Origin of the sequence: Sphaerochaeta associata, from assembly GCF_022869165.1 — a bacterium.
GTDB classification, from domain to species: domain Bacteria; phylum Spirochaetota; class Spirochaetia; order Sphaerochaetales; family Sphaerochaetaceae; genus Sphaerochaeta; species Sphaerochaeta associata.
Genome location: NZ_CP094929.1, coordinates 2123810 through 2148921 on the forward strand (window position 1 = coordinate 2123810; position 25112 = coordinate 2148921).

The 25112-nt window shown below is 52.5% G+C and carries 26 protein-coding genes; 13 read left to right on the forward strand and 13 right to left on the reverse strand.

From position 1 onward, the window contains the following. Positions 1 to 161: 161 nt before the first annotated feature. Entirely contained in the window at positions 162 to 467 is a 306-nt protein-coding gene (locus tag MUG09_RS09835; RefSeq protein WP_244771251.1) for a YhbY family RNA-binding protein, read from the reverse strand. A gap of 14 nt (positions 468 to 481) precedes the next feature. Further along, positions 482 to 2221 (reverse strand): AMP-dependent synthetase/ligase, encoded by a 1740-nt coding sequence (locus tag MUG09_RS09840; RefSeq protein ID WP_244771252.1) that lies wholly within the window; start codon positions 2219 to 2221, stop codon positions 482 to 484. A gap of 374 nt (positions 2222 to 2595) precedes the next feature. Here MUG09_RS09840 and MUG09_RS09845 point away from each other — a divergent pair, with 374 nt between their 5' ends. Genes MUG09_RS09845 through MUG09_RS09860 form a run of 4 tightly spaced genes read left to right on the forward strand, consistent with a single transcriptional unit; the run spans position 2596 to position 7644 of the window. Continuing rightward, complete coding sequence (locus MUG09_RS09845; RefSeq protein WP_244771253.1) at positions 2596 to 3927, forward strand: bifunctional folylpolyglutamate synthase/dihydrofolate synthase; 1332 nt, start codon at positions 2596 to 2598, stop codon at positions 3925 to 3927. Beyond that, complete coding sequence (locus tag MUG09_RS09850; protein ID WP_244771254.1) at positions 3908 to 5341, forward strand: NFACT RNA binding domain-containing protein; 1434 nt, start codon at positions 3908 to 3910, stop codon at positions 5339 to 5341. Before MUG09_RS09845 ends, MUG09_RS09850 begins: the two co-directional genes overlap by 20 nt. Positions 5342 to 5354: 13 nt before the next feature. Further along, positions 5355 to 6182: an AmmeMemoRadiSam system protein B gene (amrB, locus tag MUG09_RS09855; protein WP_244775370.1), complete on the forward strand. Its 828-nt coding sequence runs from the start codon at positions 5355 to 5357 to the stop codon at positions 6180 to 6182. Continuing rightward, positions 6169 to 7644, forward strand: a complete 1476-nt coding sequence (locus tag MUG09_RS09860; protein ID WP_244771255.1) for a hypothetical protein — start codon at positions 6169 to 6171, stop codon at positions 7642 to 7644. The genes amrB and MUG09_RS09860 overlap by 14 nt, the downstream gene beginning before the upstream one ends. A gap of 95 nt (positions 7645 to 7739) precedes the next feature. Here MUG09_RS09860 and miaA read toward each other — a convergent pair whose 3' ends face one another. The 8 genes from miaA to MUG09_RS09900 all read right to left on the reverse strand — a co-directional run bounded on the left by miaA (position 7740) and on the right by MUG09_RS09900 (position 13518). Then, positions 7740 to 8564, reverse strand: a complete 825-nt coding sequence (gene miaA, locus MUG09_RS09865; RefSeq protein ID WP_244771256.1) for a tRNA (adenosine(37)-N6)-dimethylallyltransferase MiaA — start codon at positions 8562 to 8564, stop codon at positions 7740 to 7742. Then, positions 8530 to 8733, reverse strand: a complete 204-nt coding sequence (locus MUG09_RS09870) for a hypothetical protein (RefSeq protein WP_244771257.1) — start codon at positions 8731 to 8733, stop codon at positions 8530 to 8532. The genes miaA and MUG09_RS09870 overlap by 35 nt, the downstream gene beginning before the upstream one ends. A gap of 79 nt (positions 8734 to 8812) precedes the next feature. Continuing rightward, positions 8813 to 9280: a hypothetical protein gene (locus MUG09_RS09875; RefSeq protein ID WP_244771258.1), complete on the reverse strand. Its 468-nt coding sequence runs from the start codon at positions 9278 to 9280 to the stop codon at positions 8813 to 8815. Beyond that, positions 9267 to 9791, reverse strand: a complete 525-nt coding sequence (gene cmk, locus MUG09_RS09880) for a (d)CMP kinase (protein ID WP_244771259.1) — start codon at positions 9789 to 9791, stop codon at positions 9267 to 9269. The genes MUG09_RS09875 and cmk overlap by 14 nt, the downstream gene beginning before the upstream one ends. Before the next feature lie 11 nt (positions 9792 to 9802). Continuing rightward, complete coding sequence (locus MUG09_RS09885) at positions 9803 to 10672, reverse strand: YicC/YloC family endoribonuclease (RefSeq protein WP_244771260.1); 870 nt, start codon at positions 10670 to 10672, stop codon at positions 9803 to 9805. Next, complete coding sequence (locus MUG09_RS09890) at positions 10669 to 12117, reverse strand: glutamate ligase domain-containing protein (RefSeq protein WP_244771261.1); 1449 nt, start codon at positions 12115 to 12117, stop codon at positions 10669 to 10671. The genes MUG09_RS09885 and MUG09_RS09890 overlap by 4 nt, the downstream gene beginning before the upstream one ends. 68 nt (positions 12118 to 12185) lie before the next feature. Further along, on the reverse strand, positions 12186 to 12362 hold the full coding sequence (locus MUG09_RS09895; RefSeq protein ID WP_244771262.1) for a hypothetical protein: 177 nt from the start codon (positions 12360 to 12362) through the stop codon (positions 12186 to 12188). Positions 12363 to 12441: 79 nt separating this feature from the next. Beyond that, on the reverse strand, positions 12442 to 13518 hold the full coding sequence (locus MUG09_RS09900; RefSeq protein WP_244771263.1) for a hypothetical protein: 1077 nt from the start codon (positions 13516 to 13518) through the stop codon (positions 12442 to 12444). A 93-nt stretch (positions 13519 to 13611) separates the two neighbouring features. On the opposite strand from MUG09_RS09900, the gene MUG09_RS09905 reads away from it, so the two are divergent. The 5 genes from MUG09_RS09905 to MUG09_RS09925 all read left to right on the forward strand — a co-directional run bounded on the left by MUG09_RS09905 (position 13612) and on the right by MUG09_RS09925 (position 18399). Continuing rightward, complete coding sequence (locus tag MUG09_RS09905; RefSeq protein WP_244771264.1) at positions 13612 to 15093, forward strand: Mur ligase family protein; 1482 nt, start codon at positions 13612 to 13614, stop codon at positions 15091 to 15093. Next, positions 15090 to 16172 carry a D-alanine--D-alanine ligase gene (locus MUG09_RS09910; protein WP_244771265.1) on the forward strand — a complete coding sequence of 361 codons (1083 nt, stop codon included), beginning with the start codon at positions 15090 to 15092 and terminating at the stop codon, positions 16170 to 16172. Before MUG09_RS09905 ends, MUG09_RS09910 begins: the two co-directional genes overlap by 4 nt. Positions 16173 to 16177: 5 nt before the next feature. Further along, a complete protein-coding gene (gene dinB, locus MUG09_RS09915) occupies positions 16178 to 17374 on the forward strand; it encodes a DNA polymerase IV (protein WP_244771266.1) in 1197 nt (398 codons plus the stop codon). A gap of 155 nt (positions 17375 to 17529) precedes the next feature. Next, positions 17530 to 17937, forward strand: coding sequence for a YbaN family protein (locus tag MUG09_RS09920; protein ID WP_244771267.1), 408 nt, complete (start codon positions 17530 to 17532; stop codon positions 17935 to 17937). A gap of 33 nt (positions 17938 to 17970) precedes the next feature. Beyond that, positions 17971 to 18399: a YbaN family protein gene (locus tag MUG09_RS09925; protein WP_244771268.1), complete on the forward strand. Its 429-nt coding sequence runs from the start codon at positions 17971 to 17973 to the stop codon at positions 18397 to 18399. Here MUG09_RS09925 and MUG09_RS09930 read toward each other — a convergent pair. Both MUG09_RS09930 and MUG09_RS09935 read right to left on the reverse strand, forming a co-directional pair. Then, positions 18328 to 19476: an MFS transporter gene (locus MUG09_RS09930; protein WP_244771269.1), complete on the reverse strand. Its 1149-nt coding sequence runs from the start codon at positions 19474 to 19476 to the stop codon at positions 18328 to 18330. The two genes, MUG09_RS09925 and MUG09_RS09930, sit on opposite strands and share 72 nt — an antisense overlap. Before the next feature lies 1 nt (position 19477). Continuing rightward, positions 19478 to 20302, reverse strand: a complete 825-nt coding sequence (locus tag MUG09_RS09935; RefSeq protein WP_244771270.1) for an undecaprenyl-diphosphate phosphatase — start codon at positions 20300 to 20302, stop codon at positions 19478 to 19480. Positions 20303 to 20436: 134 nt separating this feature from the next. On the opposite strand from MUG09_RS09935, the gene MUG09_RS09940 reads away from it, so the two are divergent. Genes MUG09_RS09940 through MUG09_RS09955 form a run of 4 tightly spaced genes read left to right on the forward strand, consistent with a single transcriptional unit; the run spans position 20437 to position 24509 of the window. Continuing rightward, positions 20437 to 20937, forward strand: coding sequence for a tRNA (cytidine(34)-2'-O)-methyltransferase (locus tag MUG09_RS09940; RefSeq protein WP_244771271.1), 501 nt, complete (start codon positions 20437 to 20439; stop codon positions 20935 to 20937). A gap of 2 nt (positions 20938 to 20939) precedes the next feature. After that, positions 20940 to 21755: a pyrroline-5-carboxylate reductase gene (proC, locus tag MUG09_RS09945; RefSeq protein ID WP_244771272.1), complete on the forward strand. Its 816-nt coding sequence runs from the start codon at positions 20940 to 20942 to the stop codon at positions 21753 to 21755. 10 nt (positions 21756 to 21765) lie between these two features. Then, positions 21766 to 23046 carry a serine--tRNA ligase gene (gene serS, locus MUG09_RS09950; protein WP_244771273.1) on the forward strand — a complete coding sequence of 427 codons (1281 nt, stop codon included), beginning with the start codon at positions 21766 to 21768 and terminating at the stop codon, positions 23044 to 23046. A gap of 11 nt (positions 23047 to 23057) precedes the next feature. Then, positions 23058 to 24509, forward strand: coding sequence for a nicotinate phosphoribosyltransferase (locus MUG09_RS09955; protein ID WP_244771274.1), 1452 nt, complete (start codon positions 23058 to 23060; stop codon positions 24507 to 24509). Between the two features lies 1 nt (position 24510). Here the strand turns inward: MUG09_RS09955 and MUG09_RS09960 are convergent, their stop codons facing one another. Continuing rightward, the gene (locus tag MUG09_RS09960; protein ID WP_244771275.1) at positions 24511 to 25107 is read right to left on the reverse strand and encodes a GyrI-like domain-containing protein; all 597 of its coding nucleotides are present in this window, start codon (positions 25105 to 25107) and stop codon (positions 24511 to 24513) included. Between the last annotated feature and the right edge of the window lie 5 nt (positions 25108 to 25112).

The window sequence follows — 25112 nt, forward strand, 5'->3', positions numbered from 1 at the left end:
TGAGAATCCACCGTGTGTGCTATGAATTGAATACACCTTCTGGTGGATTTTCTCTATGCAGGCCCTGCCTCCGTTGGACGGCGGGCCTGCGTTGTATTGCGAGCAAAACAAAGGCACCAGAGTTTTCGCCCTGATGCCTTATAATTGTTCCTGAGCCTTCCCTACTCGCCCTTTTTCAGCAAGTCCTTGGGAATATGAATCAAATGGTCCTCGCTCTCCCGATACATGGTTGCAATGAAGCCGATGATGCTGACCAATTCACTCTTGGTCTTCACCGCCAGCTCTTCTGCGAGGGGACGTATCTCATCCTTGAAGGCTTGAAACTTCACTTTGACCAGCTCATGACTGCCCAAGGCCTCGTCCATGGCTGCTATCACCCGCTCTTCCAAACCACTCTTGCCGACCATGACGACCGGCTTGAGGGTGTGAGCCTGTGCCTTCAGAAAACTTCGTACACTGCTGTTCATAGTTGATACTATACTTAGTCCTTGTACTTTTGTGCAACTACGAAGCGCTTTACTTTTTTCGTACTCGTCATTTCAAGCGGTTCATCGATGACATTTACACGGGTGATCTTCTTATAGGACTGCAGCTCCTTGTTCACCTCGGCGACAATCTGGTTGATGCGTTCCTCAATCTTCTGCTTCGCCTGATCGCCATGCTGCTTTGCCATCTCGTCGGTCCACTTCTGCGCCGGGTAGACCAGAGCACGGATACCTTCACTCTTGGTCTTCTTGTCGGTCAGATAGCCCAGGACACAGATGGTCTCGATTTCACTGTAGAGCTGGAAGTGGTCCTCGATCTCCTCGGGGAATACATTCTTACCGCCGTCGGTGACAATGATATTCTTTGCACGCCCGGTCAGGTACAGGTACCCCTGGGCGTCCTGATGTCCGACATCACCGGTATTGAGCCAACCATCCTCAAGCACCTCTGCGGTAGCCTCGGGATTATTGTAGTACCCCTGCATGACCATGGGTCCCTTGAGATAAATGATACCATTGCCATCACTATCGGGATTTACAATCTTCACTTCAACCTGAGGTACTTTCTTGCCGACCGAAGTCTCGATATAGGCCTCCACCGGATTGAGATGGGTGATCGGGCTGGTTTCGGTCAAGCCGTAGCCCTGAACGAAGTCGATGCCCAGCTGGTTGAACATCTTGAAGGTGCTGGCAGGCAGCGGACCGCCGCCGCTGATACAGATGCGGTTCTTATCCAATGAAAGTTTCTTGAGCAGGAAACCGAACATCTTCTTGCCTACATTCACCTTGAAAACCTTCTTCAGCAATCCCGAAACACTCATCAGGAAACGGATGATGCCATACAGAACAATATCCTTTTCCCGTACACCGTTCATCAAGGCTGCAATCATCTTGTTGAAGAGCATGGGAACGGCAAGGAACATGGTAACCTCGCCTTCCTTCAATTCCTTGAGCACCTGGCTGATGATCAGCTTCTTGCCAAAGACAATGGAAGCTCCTACGCTGATGGCCTCAAAGAAAACAGCCATCATGGTATAGGCATGGTGGATGGGGAGAATGGCATAGAATACATCGGTGGGATACAGGGTCATGTTGCCCTGGGCCAGGTAGCAATCGCTCACCATGTTGCGATGGCTGAGCATGACTCCCTTGGGAGTGCCGGTTGTTCCGCTGGTGAACAGGATGGCAGCAGTGTCTTCGCTTTGAGCCTTGTGACGTTTTACTTCCTTCGCATCCAGGTCCAGCACAAATGGATACTCTTTCGTCGGCTCCAAGCTGATGGTATCAGTCAAGCCGAGCTTGTTGTCACTATCGAAATTATCCAGCCTTTCAGGATCTGCGAACAGGATCTTCACCCCGGCAAAATCCATCAGCTTGATCATGTCCTTATCGCTCAGGGTACTGTCAAGGGGAACCACAATCGCTCCACTGAACAGGATGCCGAGATAGGCAATCGCCCACTCGGGGCTGTTCTTGCCCGAGACTGCAACCTTGACATCCTTTCCCACTCCTTTGGAAGCGAGGTAGTTGGCCACCTTCACTACATGCTGATGCGCTTCGGTGTACGTGAATGATTCCTTCTTGGGAACGAAGGCTGTGAAGCATGTATTAGCAGGATAGCGACGTACCGAAATTTCAAACATTTCCACAATAGTGGGCCATTGACCTTGGAAAGCCGTACCGCGGTACTCGTCCAGAAAATCCCACGGTTTGGGCGCAAGTTTCTGCTGTGCCATATTCATCTCCTCGCTATTACAATACAACTTACTATACTATAGGCGGAAGAATTGCATAAAATCAAGATTATCGTGACAGAAATTCATTATGCGTCATTGTGTAATGCTCAAATCGTTTTCTCCCTGCATCTTTTTATCGTAACAGCAGAAACGCTGCGGTTGTACATCCAAGCAGCCGCTCAATTCGGCCGGACGGAGGAAAATACTCTCTTTCAGCCGATATCGCCCTCGGCGATTTTGGGCTGATTCTCCCCATTTGCGAGAAAGCTCCGATTCTCTCCATTTGCGTTGACCAAAACAGGAGTTGCGTCTACAGTTTACGACGAGGTATATACTACATGGTAATTTCGTGCTTTCACGATGTAGTCCGCTTCATGGAGAGTTTTACCAATCTAGAGAAGCAGACGACGCATTATACAACCAGAACGTACCGCTTGGACCGCATGCACTCCCTGCTTGCCTACCTGGGTCACCCTGAGCTGTCATTCAAGAAAATCCATCTGGCTGGATCAAAAGGCAAGGGCTCGACTGCAAGCTACCTTGCCAGTGCACTGACTGCTTTGGGCTATAAGACAGGCCTCTATCTCTCCCCCCACCTGGTGGACTACCGCGAGCGTTTCAGCCTCAGTGGAACATTTTTCAACGACGACCTGCTGGTGCAGACCGGAATAGAACTGCAGGAACAGTTGAATGGATTTCATTTTTCAGACCAGTGGGGAGAGACCGATCCGACTACCTTCGAACTCTACACCGCCTATGCCTATCTGCTCTTCAAGAACAGCGGCTGTGAATGGGCTGTCATCGAAACCGGCTTGGGCGGACGGTTGGATGCAACCAACACCATTGTTCCCGAGGCATGCGTGCTCTGCCCAATCGAGCTCGAACATACCAAAATCCTGGGCGATACCATCGAGAAAATTGCAGCAGAGAAAAGTAAAATCATAAAAGCGGGAGTGCCCGTGTTCATCGGATTTGAAGAGGATGCGGCCATGTCGGTCTTCCTTGCCGAAGCACAAGCGCAAAAGAGTGAAACCCACCTGCTTTGCGACGCCATCGAATCGCTTTCGAGCAAGACCACCACCGAGGGTGAGCTTGTGCAGTATGCATGGAAGGATGGAAGAAAGGAGCAATTGCTGCTTTCGATGCGCGGCGGTGTACAGGCACAAAACAGCGCCCTCGCCCTGCTCGTGCTCAGGACCTTGGGACTGTATAGCGACAAGGTCCTGCCGGCCATCGAGAAGAACCAGATTCCCGGCCGCTTCCAGCAGCTGGCCGTCTCTCCCTGCCTGTATGTAGACGGGGCTCATACCACCCACTCGCTGCAGGCGCTGCTGCAGAGTTTCAAATCATTGCATGGCTCTTCTGATAAGAATACCATCATCTACGGGGCTCTGGAGGACAAGGACCACCGGCATATGGCAAACCTTGTACTCGACCATTTCCAGCAAATAATCATCAGCAGACCCGGAACCTATAAAAAGAGTGACATCACCGGCATGTTTGCGTTGTTCAACACCCTGGCGGAGCAACGGTCCCACAGCTATCAGATTCTGTTGATCGAAGACAACATGGAAGCGCTCAAGGCTGCGTACAAGATGACTGCGGATACCGATGCCATCCTGGTTTGCGGATCATTCTACCTCGCCGGCGGGGTGAAAGCCGCCTTTGAGCAGATACGGAGTGCCTATGAGTCTCAACTGGCGTGAAATAGCGCTCATCCTTGAGGAGCTTCCCTTGGTCGGAAGTTCGCTTCAGCAAACCATCCAACACGATTTCCACTCGCTGAGTTGGAACTTCTACCACCAACAGGCTGGTCGGTGGACGCTCTACACTGAGCTTGGAACTCCTTTTTCCCGTCTGCATCTGGCAAGCGAGGCCCTGAGCATCGCCCAACAAGGGAAAACGGCCAAGCTGCAGCGATTCATCCAGTTTCTCAGAGCCAATGTGGAAGGTTCCAAGGTGATCGAGGTCTCCCAGCATGGCTGTGACCGCCTTGTGTTTCTCAAGCTGGACAACCATGGTACGATTCTGCATCTCTATCTGCGTTTCTACAGCGGTCCGGGGGCCAACATCATCATCACCGATGAGCAAGACATCATTTTGGAGCTCCTCTACCGCCGTCCCGGCAGAGGGGAGCAGAACGGACTGCCGTTCTTGTTGGGAGAGCCAAAAACAGATGTCGACGACTCCTTCACCGTCAGGCCTCGTACCGACTCCTCGTTCAATCGCCAGATCGAGCAGGAGTACGGCAGCCAAAGCAACGAGCTGACCTTTCAGGAACTCCAGCACAAGGTGCAGGCCAAGCGCGACCGCGAGCTGAAAACACTCAGAACCACCTTGGCCAGTCAGATGCACACACTCAAAGCCAGTGAAGGGTATGAGCGGCATAAACAGACGGCTGACCTGCTCAGCGCCTACCAACATCTTTTGCAGGACAACCAGAGCAGTATAGAACTTGAGGATTGGGAAACCGGGTATACACGGGTCATTGAACTTGAACCCAAACTCAAGGGAAGGGAGAACATCCTTCTCTACTACGATAAGTATCAGAAAGCCAAGGGTGCATATGAGAATGCCCTGACCGAGGTTGAGAAGGCGAAAGAACAGCTTGATGAGTGCGAAGCTCACTATGCTCGACTTCTCGACCCTTCCATGGAGCAACAGGCGGCCGTCAGGGCGATGAAGCGCGAACTTGCAGGATCCCTGACCAAGCAGCAGGATGCACATCAGACTCCGGGCCTGACCATCCAAAGCGGACAGTTCACCCTGCTGGTCGGCCGAAATGCAAAGGAGAACGACGAATTGCTCCGCCGCTATGCCAGAGGCAATGATTACTGGATGCATACCCGCGATGTCCCCGGAGGGTATGTTTTCATTAAATACCTCAAGAATAAAACAGTTCCCTTGGAGGTCCTCCTCGATGCTGCAAATCTGGCCATCGTATTCAGCAAGGCGAAAAAAGAGGGAAAAGCCGACCTCTATTACACCCAGGTCAAACACCTGAGAAGGGCGAAAGGCGGAAAGACCGGCTTGGTGTTGCCAACCCAGGAAAAAAACTTAAGTGTAACACTGGACGAAACCAGGCTGGCACGATTACTTTTGGAAGATGACAATGCTTGAATCCCAACACCACATGATTTTTTACCCGGAAGACCGTACAAAGCTTGATGCATGCACAAAAAGAAGAGCTTGCACGACCGAAAAACGCTCGTTGCCAACCGCTATCCTGATACCTCACGCTTCCTACTCCATGGCTTGTGAGGCACTGCATCGGTCATTCGAGCAGGCCCAGGATCTCAAGCCTTCAACGGTTGTTTTTCTCGGTCCTTTGCATCAGGAAGTGCTGGCTGAGCATGAGCCCGCCTTCCTCTTCACCCCTCAGTCGGAAAGCATCGCCATTGCCTCTCATATCCATCACTTTGACATCACGCTGGCTGCCGACCTCAACACTCGATTTGCCGGCCATGTGATGAGCGAGGACAGTTATTTCACCGAAGAGCCGGCACTCGAGCTGACCCTCCCCTTCATACAAAGCTATTTTCCGGATGTTCCGGTGCTTGCCCTTCTCTGCGGCAACTGCGATAAGGAGAGACTTGCCACGTATGCAAAGGTGCTTGAACATTGTACCAATGCACAGAACAATGTGCTGTTCATCGTATCGGCCAATGCAAACGCCCTTCTGCCCGCAACCGAGGCTGCAAAGCATGCTGCGGCATTTATAGAAACACTGAAGCAAGGATCCAGCCTAAGAGAGGGTCTTCGCATGCACACCATCAGCAGCTGCAACACCGCCGGTTTGGATGCAATCGGCAGGCAGAGGTGGGGCCGACAAGGTTGGAATATCTTGGGGATGTTCTTACGTGGAAGAGAGCATGCAAGCATCAGTGCAGAACCCGATGAGAATGAAAAACGCGTCTGGCACATCAGTGCCGTACTAGGAGCCCACCATGCGAACCAATGAAACCTTTGAACACGAAATAGATGGAAAACCCATGCGCCTGATCGTCATCGGCGGACAGAGTATGGAACTGCCCACCTATCTTTTACAAGGGGAAAAGGCGCAAGGGTATGTATACAAAGATGGAGCACTGAAAAGCTGGTTTTGGAAAGGTTTGACGGTGGTCGACGGCAAGCGCTGCCTCTATTTCGATCCGTTGGACATCTTCGCTTTCGAGCAGATTGCCAGTACAAAGCGAGACCGTGCCCTACATTTGGTACGAGATTTGGCAAAGGCCCTGATGCTCCTGCCCTCCTCCTTTCTGGACCTGAGCAGCGGCATCCTTCCGCTGTGGAGAATATGGGGCGTCGAGGATGGAAGCCTGCTCATTCTACCCCAGGATGTAGCAGACCTCTTTGCATCCTGTGCCGACGAACAGATGCGCTTCTTCCATATCGGAGCTTGGGTTCACCATGGCATACACGCCCCCTTCTCCCTAATCGACCAACTCACGTCCTTTCTCTACTTTGCCGCCACAGGATTTCCTCCCTTCGCCGATAAGAACACCCGTGAGGATGCCTTCCGGCCGCTTCCGCTCAATCTATGCCCGGTCAACCTCGATAAAGCCACCACCGCCTTCATCGACAAGACGTTGTCCTTGAGCCTGACAAAAATGCGTGATTTCACCGGTAATCAAGAGAGTCAGAAAGCGCTCTCGCACTTCCTTGAGCAAACCGAGCGGCTGGAGTGGAACCTTCCAAACCTGGAGCACGCCAAAAAGCGGGAGGATTTATATGAGGTGGGGGCATGCGCTTCATTTTTGGATGCCCAAAAGAAGCGGGCGAAACGCAAGATATTCTGGAGAAAGAAAGGTTGGATCGTCATCACCGTGGCGGTTAGTGTTTTCGCAATAGCATACTTCACCACCAGCCGCATCCGCATCGCACTCACTCCCCCGTATACAGCCGGCATGAGCCCTATTACCTTGATCGAGGAGTTCTATGCCGGCCAAAATGCACTGGATCTGCAGAAAATGGAAGCCTCGCTTGCAAAGAAGACAAAAAACCCGGCAAGCATGGAGGTGACCAATCTGTTTGTCACCCGACAGACAAGACAGGCTTATGAGGGGATCAACACCCAGATAGATCCGAACCGCTGGATCAGCGAAGGAAAGCCTGCCATCCTTGAAGGAACCTTCCTCTATGGGGTTGCCGACATCTCTGTACGAGCAATCAATGAAAGCACCTACCTTGCGACCGGCGTTCTTTACACCCCTTACTCCTACCAGGATGAGAGCGAGAGAGCCGAGCAAACGGAAAAAGGCATACCAATATACACCTACCGTCTCGAGCAACAATTCACCATCGAGATGGGTAAGCGCGGGTGGTATGAGATTACGGACATCAGCTCTGTCGGGGTTCAGTCATTGGGAAAAATCGTGGTTCCTACCTATTCGAGAACTGAAGGTAGCGCTCAATCTCGTTGAGAATCGAACTCTTATCTTCGGGATCGAACCACTTTGCATCAGTAAAACTCTTGAAGAACGTCATCTGCCGCTTCGCATAGAAGCGGCTGTTTCGTTCAATCTGGTCGGCAATGATGGAATGAGACCACTCGCCGTGTTCCATGGCCTGGAAAAAATTCACGATATCCTATTCCTTGAAGGCCGGGCCACCAAGACTCTGCACCCATTCTTAACAGGCCACGGATCTCATCAACCAGACCCTCGTCGAACATGGCTTGCACCCGGAGGTTGAGCCTGTGCCTAAGAACCTCGCTCTGGCGATAGAGGCCTATGACCAAGGGCCGCATGCCATTGCGTGGCGTGGTAGGAAGGGAAAAACTGCTCAGCGGCCGACGGCAAGTCTCCCAGACCTCGAGAGCACGGCTTACCCGGTACATATCACTGGGGTGGATGCGCCCGGCACTGACGGGATCGACGTGCTGCAGGTATTGGTACGCCCAGGTCCTGCCTTCCTGTTCAATACGTTGAGCCAATGCATTGCGAATGGTTTCATCACTGGGAGGGGCTTCACTGAGCCCGTAGAGAAAGTGCTTGAAGTAGTAGGCGGTTCCCCCGCTGATCACAGGAATTTTTCCCTGCTCGTGAATCAGAAGACAGGCCTTGTCGGCTTCCTCGATGAAGTTGCCGACCGAGAACTGCTGCCAGGGGTCGCGAATGTCGATCAAGTGGTGTTCAATGGCACAGCGGACCGCCTGGGATGCCTTGGCGGAACCAATATCGAGATAGCGGTAGACTTGAATCGAATCTGCATTGATAACAGAAAACCTCTGCGGATCAAGATCCAGCAGAAGTTCTGTCTTTCCGACCCCCGTGGGGCCGAAGATGAAAATACTGTGTTCGAATGCGTTACTCTTCGTCGGGTGTTTCGAAATGGATTTCACCTTTCAGAGCTCTCGTGAGGACTTCACTGACAATCTTGCCATTGTTCTCCTCGATTTCTTTTCCGCCGCATCCGGGATTGCTCAGGATATTCGCCTCTTTGATCGCCACGCAAGTAATCTGATAGATATTGCCCTCATAATCAATAAGGCTGTTCAATGGAATGCTCACCGTTCAACTCCTTGTCCCTAAAAGACGGTAATAATACAACTCTCTTATCATAGAGATTTTCCCTAAAAATGTACAGACCTTAGAAAACCTGACGGTAGCCGAAGCGTACATACTGCCTGACCATGTCCTGAACCACCGGATCGACTGCCGTTCCTTGAGCGGTTATCCAAGGCAGATACGAGCCCTCCACAAAGACAATTCCCCTGGAGAAGAGGAACTCATAGGAAAGTGAAAGAGCAAACCCCAACCCCAGCTCATAGCCGACGTCCGACTCCCATCCTATGCGGGCCTTCATACCCAGGCCGATCATCACCGGAGAGAGATGTGCGAGCCTGTAGAGCATCGTCGTCTCTACGCTGGGAGTCTTGAAGGACGGCTGGGTCGTCGGCAGACTCAAAGCCAAGTTCTGCTCAAAGGTTCTGCTGAGCATTCCCACCTCCACGCCGGTTGACATCAACGATTGGGAAACTCCTGCATAGGGTCTTGCCCATAGGCTGAAACTTCCCAGAAGGAGGATGATGACAAGCGTAGTTCTAGCGTGCTTCACGGGCCCTGGCCTCCTTGATGATGAGCCGGGCAACTTCCTCGGCTTCCAATGCGGAGGTATCGATCACCATGTCCGCAAACGATGTGTCGCTGTTGTCGATGTCGTACAGCCGCTTGTACCGTGCACTGTCGTTGGCGTCACGACGCCTTGTCTGTTCGAGGCGCTCTTCAAGGGAGCCTCCCTCCCGTTGGGTAATCCTGCGGGCCCGCTCGAGTGAACTTGCAGTGAGGTAGATCTTCAAGTCCGCCTCCTTGAGCATCCAGATGGCCAACCGGCTGCCCAATACACAATTCGGCTGGGCCAAGGCCATCTCAACCTGCCGCCGGTCCACTTCAAGGTCGAACTCATCACTCTCCTCTGCCATTCTGCAGAATGTCCAGAACTCTATGCCCTTCTCTTCGCTGAGTGTACGGAAAGTAAAATTTATCATGGGATACCCCAGTTCTTCAGCCACCATGTGCGAGACCGTGGTATTTCCACAACCGCTCTTTCCACTAATAGCAATACGCACACAATCCCCCGTTACTCAATGTTCCGAATTTGTTCGCGAATATTCTCCAGGCCGTCCTTCATCTTGACCACCTGGATGTTCAGTTCAACCATCTGGCTCTTGCTGCCGATGGTATTGATCTCCCTATTCATCTCCTGACAGAGAAAGTCAAGGCGCTTGCCTACCGGTTCTTCTTTTTCAAGCAACGAGAAGTACTCCTTCAAGTGTACCCCCAGGCGCTTGATCTCCTCATGCACCGAATACTTTACAAGCATGACCGCCACTTCCTGCAGAATCCTGTTCTCGTCATAGTTCTGGTCGCCCAGCATCTCGTTGAACCGAGCACGCAAGGTATCCTTGACCATCTGCTCCAACTCATTCGCATGGCTCTTGACCACTTGAAGACCGTCGTTGACGATGCCTCCCAACCGGGCGAGATCACGCTTGGTGGACTCACCCTCCCGCAGCTTGCTCTCATTGAACTGAGATAAGGCAGTCTCGAGTGTTTGAAAGAGAACCAGGCGATACCGTTCGCTGTCGTTGCCCTTCAAACTTACCAGCACTCCCTCGCTGCCCAGGTAATCGGCAAGTTGGGGTTTGAGAGCCTTGCCCGAGAGAGCGGCAATCGTTGCAAAGGCTTGGGTGTAGTTCTTCACCGCCTGCTCATCCACGTGCAACGCTACATCGCTTGACAGGTTCTTGACACGGATGTTGACTTCCACATGGCCCCTACTGGCGACCTTGGCGATGTATTTGTCGATTTCCATCTCATAGGGGGCAAGCATGTATGGAATATTGTGATTGATATCCAAGTAACGATTGTTGTACGACTTCAGCTCCACGGCAAGCTGGAACTGCTCGCCTACGGATTCACTGTAACCGTACCCGGTCATGCTCTTCATGAAAGACTCCTTCTCTGACGGGCGATACGCTCGCACAGGCTGCGGTTATTGCCCGCACCCATCGTAATACACAACCACCGCTCTTGCAACCAGAGGGAGGCTAGGCTCATGGCTGTATAGTCGTCTTTTGCGTAGGAACTTATACAGGACGCCTGGCAGGCGAGAACCTCGGCGGGGTCCATGCCCGATGGACCATCACCTCGAGCCGAGGCATACGTAGCCTGCACAATGAGGGCATCGCACCGAGACAACGCCCGTGCAAACTCATGTGAAAAAGCAAGCGTCCGGCTTGCGGTATGAGGGCAGAAGATCACCAGGACCTTATGGTCGGGATAGCGTTGGTGAAGCTCATCCAAGGAGGTTCGGATTTCCGTAGGGTGATGGGCGTAATCGTCGATGTAGACCACCCCATCCTGCTGCAATAGCACTTCGGTTCTGCCGGTGCAGGCGGTGTAGGAGCTCAGATGGCGTGAAAGGCTTGCCGCCAAGGTCGGCAGTATCTCATCGGTGATAAGGCTCTGGTCCTGCATGTAGAGCCTGGGCTTAGGACGGTCGAGCAGCATGGCAAGAGAAAGGACCAGAGCCCCGATATGATCGCATACCAGCGCTTTTGCCTTGGCCCTGACAACAAAGGGACGGTCCTGTAGGAGAGCAAGCGTATACAGGTCCGGCCCGTTTTGCATGATCCGAAATGGAGGAGGGGCTGAAAAACCATAGGCAAGAACGGTCAGGTCCCTTCGATGGGTTGCGACATACTCTGACAGGCCGCAAGCTCCCTCATCATCTGCACAGTAGATGAAAATTCCCCCTCCTTTGAGCCTATCGATCAGAGCCTCGAAACTACGCTTGACGTCCTCCAACGAACGGAAGTAGTCAGGATGGTCAAATTCAATGGATGTCACCAAAACCGCCCTCAGATCATAACCAAGGAAGTGGTCTTGATACTCGCAAGCCTCAAAAAGCGCGCATTCGCTGCCGTAATAAGGAAAGTACTGCCCGCCGGTTTGTGATGAACCGTAGACTGCATAGAAAGGAAAATCAGAATCCGAGGCCTCCCTCAATAGATGGGACGCAACCGAACATGTGGTGGTTTTCCCATGGGTGCCCGCAACAGCATAACTGTCTTGAAGGCTGGTGAGTTCCGCTATGAAAGCCGGATACGAATACAGAGGAAGGTTTCTTTTCTTTGCGGCTTGGAGAACGGGGGTGTCAAGCGGATAGGCACTGCTGTAAATAACCAGGGAGGTGTCGCTTTCCAACAGATTCTCAGAGAATCCGATGTCACATATCAGGCGCTCCTGGTCCAGTATGGCATCGGTGAAAAATACTTCATCGCGGTCGCAACCTCGTACACGGCAACCCATGCGGGCGAGCAGGACTGCAAGACTGGCCATACCTGTGCCCTTCATTCCTACCAGATAACAATGCTGTGCATGCAAGTCCATTGCGGCTCCCGGTTCAAAATGAAAAAAAAGACTGCCACACAGGACAGTCTCATTTCCAACAGTTTCCCTTATTTGGATGCAGTTGCCTTGAGGTGTGCATTGCAAGGCTTGCAAATCTTGGTTTTCTGACCGTCAATGGTCACTTCATACATAACCTTGACTTCGGTTCTTTTGCAAACGGGGCACTGACCACGTCCATGGTTCACTTCGCTCCTGATCCCACTGCCTCTATGTGCTTTGGACATATACTCTACTCCTTACAGGTTCAAACGTTCTACCGTTTGACTATATAGTGGTCATACGTGTGTGTCAAGTAGAGTAATTCTACAGAATCAAGGTGGCGCCGACGAGCAAAACAGCCTGCTCTGCTGTCGGAATTTTGGTGTACCACGCAGTGGGCCAGCTGGAGGCAAGCGTGAACTTGAATGTGTCAAGGCGGACATCGAGGGCGATTGTCTGTCTGCCTTGGGCGAATGAGAATTTCAGGAGATCCGAAGGAGTCGGCTTAGTCTCACGATATCCCATCTGCAGGCTGACCGACCAGGTGGGCAGCAACTGCAACTTTGCCGAGACGCCCAGCCTCACCTCTCGATCGATATCGGAACCAAGGTTGACAAAGTCCAACGCTCCCTGGAACTTCAGCAGATGCAGCTGATTGGTTTCATCGTAGGTTGCCGAACTGAATGAGAACCCCCAATCGAGAGTCTTCAGCAAGGAATCCACACTGACCACCAACGATTGTTCAGCGCTGCCATAAGCCAGCTGATCGCTGACCACTCCCATTTTGAACCACTGGTAATCCACCAATATCCCTAAGCCGAAAGTGACGCTGGACACATCGTCCACGGCTTCGTACCGGCCGACGGTGGTCTCGACAAAGTAATCCAGCAGAATCCTGTCATCCTTGATGCTGACCAGGCTTCGTTCACTGGAGGCTACGGCGCGCCCTGTCACGCCGAAGGAGAAAATTGAGCGGGACGTAGCCCAATCGAACTGGAACAGTGTATTTCTTATGCCCGTATATTCAGAAGCATTTGCAAATTGCTGACGATCCTCAAGTGAGTTTCGGTTCTGGATCGAGAAAGCGAGACTCCCCGAGATAAAGGAAATCGCCCAGTCGGCGACAGGCCTCTCCAACCGCAAAGCGAACGGGGAGAGGGTATAGTTGGAAAAGTCGAGAGAATCCTGAAAGCGAAGAGATGTCAAAAAAGATGTTTCCTTGTCCTTCTCCAAACCAAGCAAGGCAGGGTTTGCGAGGAAGGAGTCGCTCTCATAGTCAAGGGAGAGGCCTGCATCGGCCATACCCCAGGCCGAGCCGGAGGCTAAATCCAAAGGGAGCGAAAACGCTTTTGGTATGCACAGCATCATGAAAAGCAGCATAAGCAGCACCTTTTTGGACATCGTCATACCTCACTGTTACCAAGCATAGCAAAAAAAGAAACAACAAGCCACCAGTTGTTTGCAAAGCTTCTGAATGTGAAGTACCATACACTCATGAAAACCCTTGCGAGCCTATTGGAAGTCATCGGCATCGAAGACTCGATGCAAAGCGAATCCATACAAATCCAAACCATAAGCCAACACTCAAAGCAATGTACTCCGAACTCCGTGTTTTTCGCCTTCAACGGTCTACGCACCGATGGGAATCTTTTTATCCAAGAGGCGATCAATCAAGGAGCTGTCTGCATCATCAGCGGGCAGGACCTCTCTCGTCTGCCGCTTCCATCCCACATCCTGTGGTACCAAGTCGAGAAACCCCACACGGCATTCGCCCGGATGTGTTCAGCCCTGTATGACCGGCCGCAGGACAATCTGGGAATCATCGGGGTAAGCGGCACCGACGGCAAGAGCACCACATGCGACTATCTCTACCAGCTTCTTTGGATGAACGGGGTGAAAGCAGGATTGCTCACCACCGTAAGCATGGACGACGGATCGGGCAAGGTCGACTCTCCTTATCGACAAAGCACTCCCGAACCCGACCAATTGCATGCCTTCTTGCATCGCTGCGTACAGAACAACGTAAAAAAGGTTGTTTTGGAATGTACCAGCCATGCCTTGAGCAACACATTCGACCGGTTGGCGGGCATCGAGTTCGAAGCCGCCATCGTCACCAAGGTAACCAGCGAGCATCTGGAGTTCCACCACAGTCTTGAGGAGTACACCCAGGCGAAGGTCAATCTGGTTCGATCGCTGAAGGATGGAGGCTTATTTCTCACCAGTACAGACAATGCCAAACTAGAAGCTTTCACCACTGCACTCCGGCCCACCACACATGCGCTCATACTGGGCAAGGACATACCCCTTCGCATCGAGTCCTTGGGCTATCAGGGGGTGGTGGTCGATGTATCGGGCCAACGCATACAGACGCCCCTGTTGCTTCCCAGTCTTGCAACAAACGCCCTTCTGGCTGTCTTTTGTGCAAGTCATCTGACAGGGCTCGAGACCAAGACCCTGCTTCCCCTGATCAAGTCGCTGAAGCCGGTGAAAGGAAGAATGCATCTCATCGAAAATTCCCTGGGTTTGAGGGTCATCATAGACTTCGCCCATACCGCCGATGCCTACGAAGGAATTTTCTTTTTTGCCAAACGGACGTGTGAGGGCGGAGACCTTATTGCAGTCTTCGGTTGCGCCGGCGAGAGGGATACCTCCAAGCGCTCGCCGATGGGCAGGATTGCAAACAAGTATTGCTCGACCATCATCCTTACCGAGGAGGATCCGCGCAGGGAAGGCAACCAGGCAATCTTCTCCGACTTGCGCTTTCTCATGGACAATCCAAGCTGCAGGGTGTGGGAAATTGAGAGCCGGAGGGAAGCGATCCGAAAGGCCGTTTCAATCGCCCAGAGCGGCGACACCCTGCTCTTCTTGGGGAAAGGTCATGAGAAAACCATCGAGCGAATGGATGAGAAAATCAGCTGGGACGAAGTAGAGGAAGTCAGGGAGGCACTGCGCCTCGCACAGGAGAAGCAACCATGACCATCGCCCTTGTCTATGGAGGAAGGTCAACCGAACATGAGGTTTCCATCTCCAGCGCCAAAGCGATGCATCAAGCCCTCAAACAGGCAGGCTTCTCGGTCCTTCTCATCGCAATCACCCTCGAGGGGCGTTGGTATGTGCAGCATGGAGAGGTCAGCAAACACATTTCAACCGACAAGAGCATTCATGCAGTACCCGGCCTTGGTCTGTTTGTGGATGATGTCAAGCTGCCTATAGACGCGGTATTCGCCACCACCCACGGCTATGGGGGTGAGGACGGCAACCTGCAGGGGCTTTGCATGCTCTGCAAGCTCCCTCTTTGCGGGTGCGATACCGTCTCCAGCGCATTGGGAATGCATAAGCACCTGGCTTCCAGCCTGTTTGCAAACGAACATATTCCTACGGTCCCTACCTTGCTTGTGACTAAAGAGGTACTGCAGCAGGGCAGTTTCGACCAGATATATGCACAAGCTCGCAGTTCTTTTGGGTCCGACCTGTTCGTAAAACCCGAGAACAGCGGATCATCGGTCGGCGTCAGTGCCTTGAAGAACTGTGAAATCGCAGCGTTTGGGCGTGCCGTTGAACTGGCAGGCTGCTACAGCGAACGGGTGTTGGTGCAACCACTCATCCATCCCCTGATGGAGGTCGAAACAGCTGTGCTGAGAACACAGGACAACGACTTGCTCGTCGCCGGACCCGGTTTGGTGGTGGATCCCGGCAAGGAACATGTCGGGTTTCTCAGTTATGAGCATAAATACGGGCAGATCGATACCGCACATTTGAGAATACCCAGCGGCTTGGATGCAGAAACTGAAGAGACCATCAGAGAGTATGCACGCAAAGCCTTCCTTGCCATAAAGGGCGACGGGTATGCCCGCGTAGATTTCTTTGTGTGCGGCACCCGGATATACCTCAATGAGATCAACACATCACCGGGCATGACCGAAACAAGCCATTACCCCGCCCTGATGGCCGGTATAGGGTATGACCTTTCGCAGGTCTGCAGACATTTGGTTGCCGATGCTCTGAAGCGAAGCAAAGAGGAACGGCAACGAATCTACACACCCCCTTCTCCGTAACGCCTATGGAAACCGTAATTTTTCATGTGGACATGGATGCGTTCTATGCAGCGATTGAAGTATTGGACAACCCATCATACCAAGACAAGTGCCTGCTTATCGGGGGGCTCGGCAAACGGTCGGTGGTAGCTACGGCCAGCTATGCAGCCCGGGCGTACGGGGTGCACTCGGCGATGCCCATGGTCCAAGCCCTGCGGCTATGCCCTCAGGCCATCGTGGTGAAACCCCGCATGGAGCGGTACAGCCAGATGAGCAAGCAGGTGATGGAAATCCTGAAATCATTTTCCAGTGATGTCCAGCAGATTTCCATCGATGAGGCATTCTTGGATATGAGTGGAACCTTTCGTCTCTTCGGGCTTCCAAGGGAAGCGGGAAAGCTCCTCAAGGAGAAGGTAAAAAGCCAGACGGGCCTGACCATATCCGTAGGAATAGGACCAAGCAGATTCATCGCTAAAATGGCCAGTGATTTCAACAAACCCGACGGACTGTGCAGGGTTTCGGTCGGCAAGGAGATAGCATTCATCGATGCTGTCGGACTGAAGAAACTGTGGGGTGTGGGCAAGGTAACCCAACAACTTCTGGCAAAGCATCACATTACCACCACACAAGAGCTGAGAACCTACAGCGAACAAACCCTGCAGACATTGTTCGGGCGCAGCATGGGACATTTTCTCTACCTTGCCTGTCGCGGCATAGACCCGGGAATTTTCAAGGAGGAGGCGAAAAGCCACTCCATCTCCACCGAAACAACTTTCATCGAGGATGTCACCACTTCCCAGGTTCTCGAGCAGACGCTCTTGTGGATGAGCCACGAAATCATGTTCCGTTCGCTTGAGGAGAAACAGATGGGCCGTACGGTCGGTTTGAAACTGCGGTTTCCCGACTTCACCACATTGACGGTACAGATAACACCGCAATCGACCATCTACAGCGCCGAGCAGATTTTCCAGTTTGCGAAAATGCTGTTGTTGCAGAAATGGAGTGAAGGCAAGCCGGTGCGCCTCATAGGCCTTGGGCTCCATCAGCTGTACAGCGGTGATCGTCCGTTGCAGGAAGAGCTTTTCGAGGATCCTTTTGAGAAGAAAAGAAAATTGGAACAAGTGGTATTGAAGCTGCAGAAAGAGGGGAAACAAGTGATCAAGGCAACCAATCTGGAACGCAGGAACGAGCTGGAAGACAATTCCTCCAGGTCACAAGAGTAAGTCCTGGATTGCCGGCTGCCTGGCATTCACTCTATCTTGCAAGGAACGTTTGCCATACAGGCACGAATTCTTAATTCTTAGTACTTTACTATTATTAATTATTTCCTATATTATTAGATGAAACTATCCTAAACGTCATATTTGGAGTAATTCACTTGGTTAAGAATAAAGCACTACGAATCTTACTTGCTGCACTGGGCCTTCTCTGTGTCGCCCTTGGATTTCTTGGAATCCTGCTGCCCATCCTGCCCACCACCCCGTTCATTCTGCTTGCGGCCGTTCTCTTCTCGTTCTCCAACCGGGGACTGGGACTCTGGCTTGAAAAGAACAAGACATTCGGACCATACCTGAAGCATTGGAAAGAGGGAACCGGCATACCCAGGGCTGTGAAAGTAAAAGTGTTATCCATGCTTTGGGTAAGTTTGACCATCACATTCTTTCTCTTGCAGAAGCCCCTGCTCATCGCCATGCTTGCGGCCATCGGGACGAGCGTGAGCATCTACATCATCAGCATCAAACCTAAGACAACAGTAAAACCAAGTACAATTTCTTGCAATCCTTAACCTATCATGTTCTACTGGGACAGAGGAGGATGCATGCTGAAACGATGGCTTTTCATTATCCTGGGCCTGCTTTCTCTGGCGGTAGGGGGTATCGGGGTGGTAATCCCCATTCTTCCCACCACCCCGTTCGTCCTTCTCTCAGCCCTGCTCTTTTCAGTTTCAAGTCCCAAGTTGGCCAAAACATTGGAGAACAACCATATGTTCGGTCCCTACATCACCCACTATAGAAACAAGACAGGGGTGCCGATGAGGACAAAAAAGGAAGCTTTGATATGGCTGTGGAGCTCGCTCGGCATTTCTGCAATCCTCATGAGAAGGCCTGTTGTTATGCTCATCCTTCTGGTTGTAGGAATCGGTGTAAGCAGCCACATCCTTCTTTTGAAAACACAATCAGAGGGTATGGACCTTCGTCAGGCGGTCGAGCAGGAGCATGCACAGAAAGAGCAACAGCAGGATGCATAACTGCATCAGCGGCATCCACTGCAAGCCGATCCCAGATCCCAGCAAACCAAACAGTGGAGGAGTCAGCGTACTTCCTGCATATGCCGAGGCCATCTGCAGGCCGATGATGCGTTGACTTGCCTCGATGGAGAATCTTCGGGGTGTCTCGTGTATCATGCTGGGAAAGATCGGAGCGCATCCCAATCCCAGTACCAGGAGTGAATACCCTGCAAACGAGAGAGGAGATATACACAGCAGGAACAAAGCGACCAAACACAGCGCCAAACCAATATAGATCAACTTGGTATTGGAAAGTTGCATCGATACAAACCCGCTGAGAATTCTGCCCCCCGTAATCCCCAGGAAGAAAAACGAGCCGTACAGAGCGGCTTGGGTCGCAGCCAGGCCTTTCACCTCTACGAGATAGCTTACCGCCCAAAGGCCGGTGGACACCTCCAAGGCGCAATACAAGAAGAAACCCAACAGGGCAAACGGTAGGGCCTTGTGCTTGATGCCTTTTGCCTTGCTGCTCTTGTGTACCGTTTCATCGTGTTGTTTCGGTCGTTCAAACAAGGGAATGGAGGCAAGCAAGGCAAAGACCAACAGCATCTGCAACGCAGCAAGGGTACGGTACCCCGCCCTATAGCTCAGATTCAGGGAGAGAACCAGAGCCATCACCATAGGCCCTGAAGTTGCACCCAGTCCCCAGAAGGAGTGCAGCCAATTCATGTGCCGTGCCTCATAGTGCAATGCCACATAGTTGTTCAGCGCCGAGTCAACAGAACCCGCTCCAAGACCTAGCGGAATTGCACAGAGCATGAGAGCCGGCAGTGTCGAGGAAATCGAATATCCGAACAAAGCCAAGGACGTCATCAATACACTGACAAGAGTTACTTTCGCTGTTCCGAATCTGTTTATCAGGCGGTAGCTGAGCAGAGCCGATGCAACCGTCCCAATGGAACCGACGGCACCCAGCAAACCCGCACTCGCCAAGGGAAGCCCCAGTTCAAGACGCATGACCGGCCAGACACTTCCCAGGACACCGTCTGGAAGGCCGAGACTGATGAACGCAAGGTAGATGAGTATGAGCAGCAGCATACTAGGCTCCCACCGTTAGAAAAAAGGCAACAACCACGATGGAAAGGGCTATTCGGTAGATGCCGAAGACCGAGAAGTCGTGCTTGCGCACATAGGCGATCAGGACTTTGATACAGAGTAGAGAGACGATGAACGAACTGACAAAGCCTACGGCGAGCAAGACATACTCCTGTACAGAATAGGAGAAACCGAGCTTGAGCAGCTTCAACAGAGAAGCTCCAGCCATAATCGGGATGGCCATGAAGAAAGAGAATTGGGCCGCTGCCTGCCGTTCCAAGCCAATGACGATCCCGCCCAGTATGGTTGAACCGGAGCGGCTGGTTCCGGGGACCAAGGCAAGCATCTGGAAGCAGCCAAGCATCACAGCATCCCTATACGTAAGCGATGTAAGGTCCGTCACCCGCTTTGAAGCCCTGCCAATGCTGCTCTTTTCCAAAAATAAATAAAGCACCCCGTAGGCAAACAAGGCAGATGCAATCACCGGCCAACGATACAGATGAGCCTCCATGTAGTCGTCCAGCAAAACCCCTGCGATCCCTGCGGGTATGGTAGCAATAAGGACTTTTACCCAAAGCAGGTAGGTTGCGTTGCGCTGCTGCTTGTCCTTATGTGGTGTAAAGGGATTGAGCGTAGAGAAATAGAGCACGACGACAGCTAAAATGGAGGCAAGCTGGATGATGACCATGAAGAGCTCCCTGGCATCGTCGCCAAGACTGATGTGAAGCACCTCGTCCAGCAGCAGCAGATGGCCTGTCGAGCTGATCGGCAGCCACTCGGTTATTCCCTGTACAATACCCAATACCAGTGCTTTCAGCATCTCAGCCATAGCTGCACCTCCAAACTGAAGCAAGTCTAGAACAAACCTCCTTGCTTTACAAGGTTGATAATTGATACAGCTCTAAGTCAGACCACCTTGTACTGATTCCCCGCAAGTGGTAGATTTGCCGTAGGGGGAGGCCCATGGCTCTGCATATCGTCCTGTTTGAACCAGAAATACCACAGAACACCGGCAATATAGCCCGTACCTGCGCAGCAGTCGGGGCGACTTTGCATCTGGTCCATCCTTTGGGCTTCAGTCTCTCCGAGAAACACCTCAGGCGGGCAGGCCTCGACTACTGGCCGCTGTTGACGTTGTGCGAGTATGCTCACATCGATGAGTTCATGGAGCGGAAGGGATCTGAAAACCTTTTCTTCTTCACCACCAAGGCGCGGCATTCCTATACCGATGTCTCATACCCTGAAGAAACCTACCTGGTTTTCGGCAAGGAGAGCGCGGGCATCCCCGAATCCATTCTTGTCAATCACCAAGGCACCTGTGTACGCATTCCCATGCGTTCAGAGGCGCGCAGCTTGAACTTGTCCAACAGTGTGGCCATCGCGACCTACGAATATCTCAGGCAGGCACAGTTTCCCCAACTTAGCGCAACGGGAACGCTGCATCGCCTTTCCTGGAAGGAGTGAGCATGCAGAAGCTCGGAATCATCGGATGCGGGAACATGGGGGGAGCAATCGCCCGAAGCCTTCCCGGCAAAGCGATTGTGTATGACAGCGACCCTCGCAAGGTGGAAGACCTCAACAAGCTCGCCGATATTGAAGCGGCATCCAGCCTAGAGGATCTGCTGGCAAACGTTGAGTGCATCCTGCTCGCCGTAAAGCCGCAGATACTCCCCTCCCTCTATCCCTTGCTGAGGAAGCAGCAAAGCAGTAAAAAGGCATGGATATCCATTGCAGCAGGAGTACCTCTTTCGGTCTTGGCGAAGGAGCTTGAAAGCGAACAGGTTGTTCGATTCATGCCCAATATCGCCGCATCCCAGAAAGCGGCGGTGACTGCATATGCAGCCCATCAAAACTGCTCTGAGGAGCATATCGCCTATGCAAGGAGCATTGCCCAGTCCTTCGGACAAGCCTTTGCACTGAACGAGAACCAGTTCTCCGCCTTCATCGGCATCAGCGGTTCGGCCATCGCCTTCATGCTTCAGTTCTGCCATGCACTGAGCATGGGAGGAGTCAAGGGAGGAATTCCCTATTCCCAGGCCCTCGAGATCGTCAGTGCTACGATGAACAGTACCAATGCCCTGCTCTCAAGCTCAAAGAGCCATCCAGTGGAGCTTGCCACCATGGTGTGCTCGGCCGGAGGAACCACCATCGAGGGCATGCAGGCACTTTCCGAAGGAGCTTTCGACGCGGTGGTCATGCATGCGGTACAATCGAGTTGTGAGAAATCAAAAGCGATGGAAGACAGGGCATTGCTTGCACAAGAAATTTCAGAGAAGAGGTGAAAGAAACAGCATGATTGATTTGAAAGAGCTGAAAAGCAGACGTGATGAGATAGAGCGGAACATCCGTGTACGAAATATGAACGTCGATATCGATGCAATCATCGAGTTGCAGGAGCGACGTTCGGCCTTGATGATGGAAGCGGAGAGTCTGAGGGCGAAGCGCAATGAAAATGCCCAAAAAATGAAGGGTAAGCTTGATCCCCAGGACAGAGCGGTCCTTATCGCTGAAGGGAAAGGCTTGAAGGAGAGCATCGCATCGGTAGAAGAACAGCTGAATGCAGCCGAGCAGGCTTTCAGCGAACAAGCGCGGACCATACCCAACTACGCCCATCCCGATGCCCCGGTTGGAAAAGAGGACAAGGATAACACCGCCATCAAATTCTCAGGCACCATCCCTCGCTTCACCTTCAAGGCCAAGGACCATGTGCAGCTTGGGGAGACGTTGGACCTCATCGATTTCGACACCGCCACCAGGGTTTCCGGACCGAAATTCTATTACCTCAAGCGTGAGGCTGTCATTCTGCAGATGGCCCTGGAGCGATATGCCATGGACATCGTGATAAAACATGGTTTCACCCCTTTCATCACCCCGGATATCGCCAAGGAAGAGATTCTTTCGGGCATTGGTTTCAATCCCCGCGGCGAGGAGAGCAACATCTATACCATTGAAGGCACCGGGTCATGTCTGGTAGGGACTGCCGAGATTACCTTGGGCGGGTACTATGCCGACCAGATTCTCGAACGCGAACAGCTGCCGATCAAAATGGCAGGGCTCTCCCACTGTTTCCGTCGTGAAGCCGGTGGCGCCGGACAGTACTCCAAGGGTTTGTACCGAGTACACCAGTTCTCCAAGCTTGAGATGTTCATCTACTGCCTGCCCGAGCAATCGGATGCATACCACCAGCAGCTGCTGGCCATCGAAGAGGAGATTTTTTCCGGATTGGGACTTGCGTATCGCATCGTCGATACCTGTACCGGAGACCTGGGGGCTCCTGCGTATCGCAAATTTGACATCGAGGCCTGGATGCCTGGTCGCGGTGAGAACGGCGAATATGGCGAAGTAACCTCCACCAGCAACTGCACCGACTACCAAGCCCGCTCCCTCTCCATCCGATACCGTGATGAAAATGGGAAAACGCAGTTCGTCCATATGCTCAACGGAACGGCAATCGCCCTCAGTCGAGCCATGGTCGCCATCCTGGAAAACTACCAAACCGAGGATGGTTCGGTGCTCATTCCCAATTCCTTGGTGCCGTATACCGGTTTCACCAAGATCGAGGCAAGAGCCTGAGGAAAGAAACAATGCATACAAGCGCCTTGATAACCGATTTCTATGAATTGACCATGATGCAAGGGTATTACTTGAACAAGCACAACCCCGAGGTTGTCTTCGACATGTTTTACCGCACCAACCCCTTCGAGGGCGGCTACGTGGTGTTTGCCGGCCTGCACGACCTGGTCGACAAGCTTGAGTCCCTGCAATTCAGTGACACGGATATCGAGTATCTGGGCGGCTTGGGCATGTTCGACCCATCCTTTCTCGAGTATCTGAAGACTTACCGATTCAACGGTGATATTTTCGCCATCGAGGAGGGAACGGTGGTATTTCCCGGCGAGCCCCTGCTCAGGGTGCATACCAACCTCATCGAGGCCCAGCTCATCGAGGGCTTGCTGCTCAACACCTTGAATTTTCAAAGCCTGATAGCCACCAAAGCCTCCCGAATGGCACTGGCCAGCAAGCGCGGCAGCCTGATGGAATTCGGACTGAGGAGGGCGCAGGGAAACGACGGCGCGCTTTCGGCCAGCCGGGCCGCCTTCATCGGTGGCTGTCAGGTCACCAGCAATACGCTTGCGGGCAAGACCTTCAATATTCCGGTGGCCGGGACCATGGCTCACTCATGGATCATGAGCTTCCCCAGTGAATTGGAGTCCTTTCGTACGTATGCAAGACTCTATCCTGACAATGCAGTCCTGCTCATCGACACCTACGATACGCTGGGGTCGGGTATCGACAACGCCATCATCGTCGGTCTTGAGCAACAAAAGAAAGGAAAATCCATCGGAGTGCGCATAGACAGCGGAGACCTCTCCTACCTTCCACGGGTGATCAGGAAGAAACTCGATGACGCCGGCCTTACCGATGCAAGAATCGTGGTGTCAAACGACCTGACCGAAGAAATCGTACAAACATTGGTGCACGACGAAGTACCCATCGACAGCTGGGGAATCGGAACGCATCTGGTCACCGGCGGCAGCCAGGCTTCGCTGAACGGCGTCTACAAGCTTGCTTCCAAGCAGAAAGAGGATGGAAGCATCGTTCCTACGATGAAAATCTCCAACAGCTTCGAGAAAACCACAAACCCCGGAATCAAGCAGGTCTATCGATTCTATGATGCTGAAGGCGGGGCGTTGGCCGACCTTGTCACCCTGGATAACGAGCAAATTACTGCCGGTAGGAAGTACACCTTCTACCATCCTTTCGCCGAAGCCGATTTCTTTGAGATGCAAAGCGATAAATATGCACGGTGTGAACCGTTGCTGAAAATGGTCATGCAGGAAGGCAGGCGATTGGTCGAGAAACCGTCTCTGCAACAAATCCAGGCATACGCCCAGAAGAGCCTTGAAACGTTCCACAAGAGTTACTTGCGCCAGATTAATCCGCATATCTACAAGGTAAGCCTCTCGTCCAAACTTAAAAAGCTGAAAATGGACCTGTTGGTCGCCCAGCGCAGAAAGACCAAGGAAGAACAATAACTTACAGCGCTGCAACGGGAAATCTGATGACCGTCCTCAGCAGTTCGGATTGCGTATGCCTGTTTTTATCCAGATAGATTTCCCTGTGCGAAGTCCCGACCCTTTTCAGGTCGTGTTCATCGCAGAATATTTGCATCCTTTCCATGGTTGCACCTTCATCCTCGTAGGAACCTGTATGCATCGCGGTGACACACAGGCCCTCCTCCAGTAAACCGAGGTAAGCCGAACCTGTATACAGGCCTTGCTTGAAGGCAACCTGATCGCGCACCTGAAGGAAAAGCTCCTCGCTGAGCCACTCGGGTTGGGCGATCATGGCAGACCAACGCCAGGTTTGGCGGTTCTCAACCTCCAATGGCGACCACAGACACTCAAGCGGAGAAATGGTAAAGCTTTGGTACAACCGGTGCCTGCCGAACTGGGCATGCAAGGTGTTGCTCATTGCAAAGAGCAGTTGGACTGCCAGCTCATACGATTCCTCCTCAGCCTTGCCTTCTCCATCGACAATGCAGAAAAGCTGTTGAGGAACCTGAACCAGAGTGGGTTCCTTGTCGGGGGAGTAGAGGGAACCAAGTGTTCTTCTCACATCATAGTCGCGCAAAAGAA

Bases quoted from the DNA above. Each gene is read 5' to 3' on its own strand.
- MUG09_RS09860 (WP_244771255.1), top strand. From the start codon at position 6,169: ATGCGAACCAATGAAACCTTTGAACACGAAATAGATGGAAAACCCATG.
- MUG09_RS09840 (WP_244771252.1), bottom strand. From the start codon at position 2,221: ATGGCACAGCAGAAACTTGCGCCCAAACCGTGGGATTTTCTGGACGAG.
- amrB (WP_244775370.1), top strand. From the start codon at position 5,355: ATGATTTTTTACCCGGAAGACCGTACAAAGCTTGATGCATGCACAAAA.
- MUG09_RS09935 (WP_244771270.1), bottom strand. From the start codon at position 20,302: ATGGCTGAGATGCTGAAAGCACTGGTATTGGGTATTGTACAGGGAATA.
- serS (WP_244771273.1), top strand. From the start codon at position 21,766: ATGATTGATTTGAAAGAGCTGAAAAGCAGACGTGATGAGATAGAGCGG.
- dinB (WP_244771266.1), top strand. From the start codon at position 16,178: ATGGAAACCGTAATTTTTCATGTGGACATGGATGCGTTCTATGCAGCG.
- MUG09_RS09925 (WP_244771268.1), top strand. From the start codon at position 17,971: ATGCTGAAACGATGGCTTTTCATTATCCTGGGCCTGCTTTCTCTGGCG.
- MUG09_RS09900 (WP_244771263.1), bottom strand. From the start codon at position 13,518: ATGTCCAAAAAGGTGCTGCTTATGCTGCTTTTCATGATGCTGTGCATA.
- MUG09_RS09895 (WP_244771262.1), bottom strand. From the start codon at position 12,362: ATGTCCAAAGCACATAGAGGCAGTGGGATCAGGAGCGAAGTGAACCAT.
- MUG09_RS09850 (WP_244771254.1), top strand. From the start codon at position 3,908: ATGAGTCTCAACTGGCGTGAAATAGCGCTCATCCTTGAGGAGCTTCCC.
- MUG09_RS09835 (WP_244771251.1), bottom strand. From the start codon at position 467: ATGAACAGCAGTGTACGAAGTTTTCTGAAGGCACAGGCTCACACCCTC.
- MUG09_RS09910 (WP_244771265.1), top strand. From the start codon at position 15,090: ATGACCATCGCCCTTGTCTATGGAGGAAGGTCAACCGAACATGAGGTT.
- MUG09_RS09940 (WP_244771271.1), top strand. From the start codon at position 20,437: ATGGCTCTGCATATCGTCCTGTTTGAACCAGAAATACCACAGAACACC.
- proC (WP_244771272.1), top strand. From the start codon at position 20,940: ATGCAGAAGCTCGGAATCATCGGATGCGGGAACATGGGGGGAGCAATC.
- MUG09_RS09905 (WP_244771264.1), top strand. From the start codon at position 13,612: ATGAAAACCCTTGCGAGCCTATTGGAAGTCATCGGCATCGAAGACTCG.
- MUG09_RS09930 (WP_244771269.1), bottom strand. From the start codon at position 19,476: ATGCTGCTGCTCATACTCATCTACCTTGCGTTCATCAGTCTCGGCCTT.
- MUG09_RS09885 (WP_244771260.1), bottom strand. From the start codon at position 10,672: ATGAAGAGCATGACCGGGTACGGTTACAGTGAATCCGTAGGCGAGCAG.
- MUG09_RS09955 (WP_244771274.1), top strand. From the start codon at position 23,058: ATGCATACAAGCGCCTTGATAACCGATTTCTATGAATTGACCATGATG.
- MUG09_RS09845 (WP_244771253.1), top strand. From the start codon at position 2,596: ATGGAGAGTTTTACCAATCTAGAGAAGCAGACGACGCATTATACAACC.
- MUG09_RS09890 (WP_244771261.1), bottom strand. From the start codon at position 12,117: ATGGACTTGCATGCACAGCATTGTTATCTGGTAGGAATGAAGGGCACA.